The organism is Actinobacillus minor NM305 (assembly GCF_000175195.1).
In the GTDB taxonomy this organism is placed as follows: Bacteria; Pseudomonadota; Gammaproteobacteria; order Enterobacterales; family Pasteurellaceae; genus Haemophilus_A; species Haemophilus_A minor.
Genome location: NZ_ACQL01000124.1, coordinates 1 through 7322 on the forward strand (window position 1 = coordinate 1; position 7322 = coordinate 7322).

Below are 7322 nucleotides of genomic sequence, written 5' to 3' on the forward strand. Positions count from 1 at the left end.
CGGGGATAAACCCCGCCCCTACGAAAATTCTTTCGGGGAAAATCAACTACGCTTCGTCCAACTCCATATCAATCGCTAATGCACGGATTTCTTTCGTGATTACGTTGAATGACTCTGGAATACCCGGTTCCATATAGTGCGTGCCATCTACGATGTTTTTGTACATCTTCGTACGGCCGTTTACGTCATCCGATTTCACTGTTAGCATTTCTTGTAATGTATAAGCCGCACCGTATGCTTCTAATGCCCATACCTCCATCTCACCGAAACGCTGACCACCGAACTGTGCTTTACCACCCAACGGTTGTTGAGTAACAAGACTATAAGAACCTGTTGAACGAGCGTGCATTTTGTCATCAACTAAGTGGTTCAATTTGAGCATATACATATAACCTACGGTTACCGGACGCTCAAATTTTTCCCCTGTACGGCCATCATATAAAGTAATTTGACCTGATGTCGGTAAACCACCTAATTCTAATAAGCCTTTGATTTCGCTTTCGTGCGCACCGTCAAATACTGGTGTTGCAAGCGGTAAACCTTTACGTAAGTTTTGCGCTAAACGCATCACTTCTTCATCAGAGAAGGTGCTTAAATCCACGGATTGTGAACCGTGACCTAAATCATACGCTTTTTGGATATATTCACGTAATTTCGCAACAGATTGCTGTTGTTTAATCATTGCGTTGATTTGATCACCGATACCACGTGCCGCTAAACCTAAGTGCGTTTCTAAGATCTGACCGATGTTCATACGTGAAGGAACGCCCAGTGGGTTCAACACGATTTCAACCGGCTGACCATTTTCATCGTACGGCATATCTTCAACTGGGTTAATTTTCGAGATAACCCCTTTGTTACCGTGACGACCCGCCATTTTATCCCCTGGTTGGATTTGACGTTTCACCGCAAGGTAAACTTTAACTACTTTTAATACGCCCGGTGCTAAATCGTCCCCTTGAATGATCTTGTTACGTTTGATCTCAAGTTTACGTTCGAACTCTTTGCGTAACTCTTCGTGTTGTTCAGCAAGCTGTTCTAACTGATTTTGTTTTGCTTCATCTTCTAAAGTTTGCTCTAACCATTTCTCACGAGCCACTTTATCTAATTCTGCTTCGCTTACGCCACCTTCTACTAATAAGTTGCGAACACGAGTGAATAAACCAGCTTCTAAAATTTCTAACTCTTCGGTTAAATCTTTTTTCGCTTCACGAAGTTGCATTTCTTCGATTTCTAACGCACGTTTATCTTTTTCTACGCCATCACGAGTGAAGACTTGAACATCGATAACCGTACCTGATGTACCGTTTGGCACACGAAGTGAACTATCTTTAACATCTGATGCTTTTTCACCGAAGATTGCACGGAGTAATTTTTCTTCTGGGGTTAATTGGGTTTCACCTTTTGGTGTTACTTTACCGACTAAGATGTCGCCACCTTTAACTTCCGCACCTACATAAACGATACCTGATTCGTCAAGTTTGCTTAACGCTGATTCGCCCACGTTTGGAATATCGGCAGTAATCTCTTCTGCGCCTAATTTCGTATCACGTGCCACACAAGATAACTCTTGAATGTGGATTGTAGTAAAGCGATCTTCTTGTACTACACGCTCAGACACTAACATTGAGTCTTCGAAGTTATAACCATTCCAAGGCATGAATGCCACACGGATATTTTGACCTAATGCTAATTCACCTAAATCCGTTGAAGGACCGTCTGCAAGAATTTCACCACGACCAACCGGCTCGCCTAATTTCACGCAAGGAATTTGGTTGATACAGGTATTTTGGTTCGAACGGGTGTATTTGATTAAGTTATAAATGTCGATACCTGCTTCGCCCGGGATCGTTTCATCTTCATTAACTTTTACCACGATACGTGAAGCATCAACGTATTGGATTGTACCACCACGTTTTGCAACTACCGCAACACCTGAGTCAAGTGCGATTGGTTTTTCCATACCCGTACCAACTAATGGTTTATCCGCACGTAATGTTGGAACAGCCTGACGTTGCATGTTCGCACCCATTAACGCACGGTTCGCATCATCGTGCTCAAGGAACGGGATTAACGCTGCCGCCACAGAAACCACTTGTTGCGTTGAAATATCCATATAGTGGATGTCTTCCGGTTTGTATAAACCAGACTCGCCATGTTCACCACGACAGGTTACATAAGTATCGGTAAAGCGGAAGTTCTCATCTAAGTTTGAGTTCGCCTGTGCGATAACGTAGTTACCTTCTTCAATCGCTGATAAGTACTCAATATCTTCTGTTACTTGACCATTTACCACTTTACGGAATGGTGTTTCTAAGAAACCGTAGTTATTAGTACGCGCATACACAGAAAGTGAGTTGATCAAACCGATGTTTGGACCCTCTGGGGTTTCGATCGGACATAAACGACCATAGTGCGTTGGGTGTACGTCTCGCACCTCAAAGCCTGCACGTTCACGCGTTAAACCACCCGGACCTAATGCAGAAATACGGCGTTTGTGCGTTACTTCTGAAAGCGGGTTGTTTTGGTCCATAAATTGCGAAAGTTGTGATGAGCCGAAGAACTCTTTCACTGCCGCAGAAATCGGTTTCGCATTGATTAAATCTTGTGGTGTTACACCATCTAAATCGCCTAATGATAAGCGCTCACGCACCGCACGTTCTACACGAACTAAACCGATACGGAATTGGTTTTCTGCCATCTCGCCTACTGAACGAATACGGCGGTTACCTAAGTGGTCGATATCGTCCACTTCGCCACGACCGTTACGGATTTCGATCAGTTTTTTCATTACGCCGATGATGTCATCGTTGCTTAAAATCCCTAAGCCTTCGCCTTCCGGAATGTTTAATGAACGATTGAATTTCATACGACCTACTGCAGATAAATCGTAACGATCTGCAGAGAAGAACATATTATCGAATAAACCTTCTGCCGCTTCTTTTGTTGGCGGCTCGCCCGGACGCATCATACGATAGATTTCAACTAATGCGCTTAAGCGATCGTAAGTTGGGTCTACACGTAAGGTTTCAGAAATATACGGACCGTAGTCTAAATCGTTAGTAAATAGCACTTCGATCTCTTTGTAACCTGCTTGCGAAAGGTTCGCTAACATTTCTAAAGAGATTTCCATATTCGCAGGGCAGATAATTTCGCCGCTTGAAAGATCAACGTAATCTTTCGCTGCTACTTTGCCTACGATATATTCAACCGGTACGTCAATTTTTGTTACGCCGGCTTTCACTAAATCACGAGTGTGTTTTGCTGTAATACGGCGACCTTTCTCAACGTAAACTTTACCTTCAGATTCAATATCGAATAATGCGGTTTCGCCACGTAAACGCTCCGGCACTAATTCCATTTGAAGTTTGTTATCGCTTGAAACGGTGAATTTCACTGTTTCGAAGAACATCGCTAAGATTTCTTCAGTGGTGTAGCCTAACGCACGTAAAATAATGGTTGCCGGTAATTTACGGCGGCGGTCGATACGTGCATAAAGGTTATCTTTCGGGTCAAATTCAAAGTCTAACCAAGAACCACGGTAAGGAATGATACGTGCGTTATAAAGCACTTTACCTGAAGAGTGGGTTTTACCTTTGTCAGAATCGAAGAATACGCCCGGACTACGGTGTAACTGAGAAACGATAACACGTTCAGTACCGTTGATAACGAAAGTACCGTTGTCGGTCATTAATGGGATTTCGCCCATATACACGTTTTGTTCTTTAATATCTTTTACTGTACCTGCTGCCGCTTCACGGTCAAAGGTCACAAGACGAAGTTTTACGCGTAATGGTGCTGCGTAGGTTGTGCCACGGATTTGACATTCACGCACGTCAAATACCGGCTCGCCTAATTCGTAAGAAACGTATTGTAATTCTGTTGCACCGTTGTTGCTCACAATCGGGAACACAGAACGGAATGCCGCTTCTAAACCTTGTAGCCCTTCCGGATCTTGCTGAATAAATTTTTCATAAGAATCAAGTTGGAGTGTTAATAGATAAGGTACGTTCAGAACTTGCGGACGTTTGCCAAAGCTCTTACGGATACGCTTTTTCTCTGAATAGGAGTATGCCATTGTTAGATAGCCTCTGATTTTACTTTGTTGGTTGAGATTTCACAATCCGACACGAGAAGACTCGGTTGGAAGTGGCATTTATAAAATGATACGAGGTGTCGTTTTCCGAGTTCACACAAAGGGTCAAAAATCGCTACCGCAGTAGTTAGCTCGGGGAGGAACGGTTTTGCAGATTTTTCTAAAAATCACACCGCTTGTTAGCGTTTTTCCTAACAAATCAATTAGTTAGCTAAATTAAAACGACACAAATTTAGCCAATTTTATTCAAGCACAAAAGGCTAGACGAAAATTCATCTAGCCAAAATGCAAAATTTGGACTGCGAATTATAGCAAATTGATGATTTTTTGGCAATAAAGAGAACGATGCTTTTTCAGATTAAAATTAAACTGACATCCGCCATTCATTTACTTTTCATTTAGAAATCCCTTTTCATTTAAGACTGCCCGATTTTCTTGAAAAGGCTCCAAATCGGGCAGGTGTAAGCGGTCAAAAAATCATACTTTTTTGCATTTTTTGTGATGAGTTTCACAAAATCAGAAACTCATTGCAAAAGCCCTTTGTAAAAAAATATCGCTTATGGAACTATACTCACAGTTGCTTATTTAGCCAATTTCAGATTGTAATGGAGGCAGAAATGACGACATTAAAAACCGACACACCGTTACTCTCGATGAAAAATATCTGTAAATCTTTTGTGGGTGTTCAAGCCCTAAAGAATGTTCAGCTGGAGTTACATAAAGGAGAAGCCCACGCACTGATGGGTGAAAACGGTGCAGGAAAATCAACCTTGATGAAATGTCTGATTGGGGTTTATCACGCCGATGAGGGCGAAATTACCTACAAAGGCAGAACCGTCAATTACAACTCTGTGCTGGAAGCTCAGAAAGACGGTATCAGTATGATTTTCCAAGAACTCAATCTTATTCCACATTTAACGGTGGCAGAAAACATCTTTTTTGCTCGAGAGCCAAACCAGTTTGGCATCGTAGATAAAGCCAAAATGAATAAAGATGCCGCCGACTTGCTCAATATGTTTGATATTGATGTGAAGCCGACCGATCTGGTGAAAGACCTTTCCGTTGCTCGTCAGCAAATGGTGGAAATCGCCAAAGCCCTCTCTTTTGATGTGGAGGTGTTGATTATGGACGAACCCACTTCTGCGCTTACCGAAAAAGAGATTGAGAAATTATTTGAGCTTGTCCGCCGCTTGAAAGAGAAAGGCGTGTGTATCGTCTATATTTCTCACCGTATGGACGAACTAAAACAGATCTGCGACCGCATTACCATTTTCCGTGATGGTACTTATGTATCTAGCCACCGTTTTTCAGACATCACGATGGACGAAATCATTACCAAAATGGTAGGGCGTACCCTCGATAACCATTTCCCACCAAAAACTGCCAAAATCAGTGATGAGTTATTACTTTCAGTGATGAATGCAGAACGTAAAGGCGTGTTTGAGCCGTTAAACTTTGACTTGTTAAAAGGCGAAGTGTTGGGAATTACAGGCTTAGTTGGCGCAAAACGAACAGAACTTGCCCGTGCGATTTTTGGGGCGGATCCGCTTGATGGGGGCGAAATTTATGTTCGGAATAAGAAAGTTGTTATTCGTGACCCAAGCGACTCGATTAAAGCAGGTATCGCCTACCTATCTGAAGACCGCAAGCTAAATGGGGTAGCGGTGCGAATGTCTATTCGTGAGAACATCACAATGGCTTCAATGGATAAAGTATGCGATCAGTTGGGCATTATTTCACATAATGAAGAGCTGAAAGCGAGCGATACCTTTATTAAGAAAATGGAAATTAAAACGCCAACACCTGAGCAGTTAGTAAACAACCTAAGTGGTGGTAACCAGCAAAAAGTGGTTATCGGCAAATGGTTGTTCCGTGATGCGAATGTGATGATTTTCGATGAGCCAACTCGAGGCATTGACGTTGGGGCGAAATATGCGATTTATCAGTTAATTGATGAACTTGCCGCCAATGGTGTCGGTGTGATTGTCATTTCTTCTGAATTGCCTGAAATTTTAGGCATTACCGACCGTGTTATCGTGATGCGAGAAGGCAGAATGACAGGTATGTTGGAAACCAAGAAAACCAACCAAGAAGAGATTATGCAATATGCCACTGGCGTGAAAAATATGTTCAAAAACGAATATAAAAACTAAGGAGCTTTAAAATGAGTGATAAATATAAAGATCTGCTTCGCAAAATGGCGGCATTAGCAGGGTTAATCCTCTTAGTCATTTTCTTTAGTGTAACCAACGATTATTTCTTTACCTCCAACAATATTATGACCGTTGGCTTACAAACCTCCACCATTGCGTTAATCGGTATCGGCGCAACTTGCGTTATCTTAACCGGCGGTATTGATTTAAGTACCGGTTCTGTGGTTGCGCTCTCAGGGGTTGCCGCCGCAATGATTGTAAACGCTGGCGTGCCTGTGCCGATTGGTATGGTACTCGGTATTTTGGTCGGGGGGGCTTGTGGTTTAACGAACGGTATTCTCGTTACTCAAATGAAGTTACCGCCATTTATCGCCACCCTCGGTATGATGATGGTTGCTCGTGGTCTAGCACTCTATGTGACGAACGCTGCACCGGTTTCAGGTATGCCGGAAAGTTTTGCAGTCTTAGGTAACGGCGCCTTATTCAAAATCGTGGAAGAAGGTCCAAATGGTTTACCGAAAGTCGTGTTTGCCGGCATTCCATACCCTGTGATTATTATGCTCTTCATTACTGTTCTCTTTACCTTCGCTTTAACGAAATTGAAAGTTGGTCGCTACATCTATGCTATCGGTTCAAATGAAGAAGCAGCACGTTTGTCGGGTATTAAAACGAATATTGTCAAAATTTATGCTTATGTTGCTAGTGGCTTACTCTCTGGCTTAACGGGCGTAATCCTTGCCTCTCGCTTAGTAACCGCACAACCAAACGGTGGCGTGGCTTACGAGTTAGATGCAATCGCAAGTGCCGTTGTTGGGGGAACATCGTTGATGGGCGGTGTAGGTACTATCCCAGGCACACTCATCGGGTCATTCATTATCGGTGTACTCCGTAATGGTTTGAATATGAATGGCGTCTCATCGTTTGTGCAAATGATTGTTATCGGTTTAGTGATTATCGTAGCCGTGTCTTTAGACCAGCTCCGCCAATCTAAAAAACTTGGTAAGAAATAACTATCAGCCAATTTATGTAGCCAATATACAACATTATTCGTAGGGGTGGGGTTTATCCCCACC

Annotated in this window: 3 protein-coding genes; 2 read left to right on the forward strand and 1 reads right to left on the reverse strand. The window is 42.8% G+C overall.

Translation table 11 applies throughout. The features are described 5' to 3' along the window. Positions 1-46 precede the first annotated feature (46 nt). Positions 47-4078 (reverse strand): DNA-directed RNA polymerase subunit beta, encoded by a 4032-nt coding sequence (rpoB, locus tag AM305_RS09655; RefSeq protein ID WP_005825476.1) that lies wholly within the window; start codon positions 4076-4078, stop codon positions 47-49. Between the two features lie 635 nt (positions 4079-4713). On the opposite strand from rpoB, the gene AM305_RS09660 reads away from it, so the two are divergent. Further along, on the forward strand, positions 4714-6249 hold the full coding sequence (locus AM305_RS09660; RefSeq protein WP_005825478.1) for a sugar ABC transporter ATP-binding protein: 1536 nt from the start codon (positions 4714-4716) through the stop codon (positions 6247-6249). 11 nt (positions 6250-6260) lie between these two features. Further along, complete coding sequence (locus AM305_RS09665; protein ID WP_005825479.1) at positions 6261-7259, forward strand: ABC transporter permease; 999 nt, start codon at positions 6261-6263, stop codon at positions 7257-7259. Positions 7260-7322 lie beyond the last annotated feature (63 nt).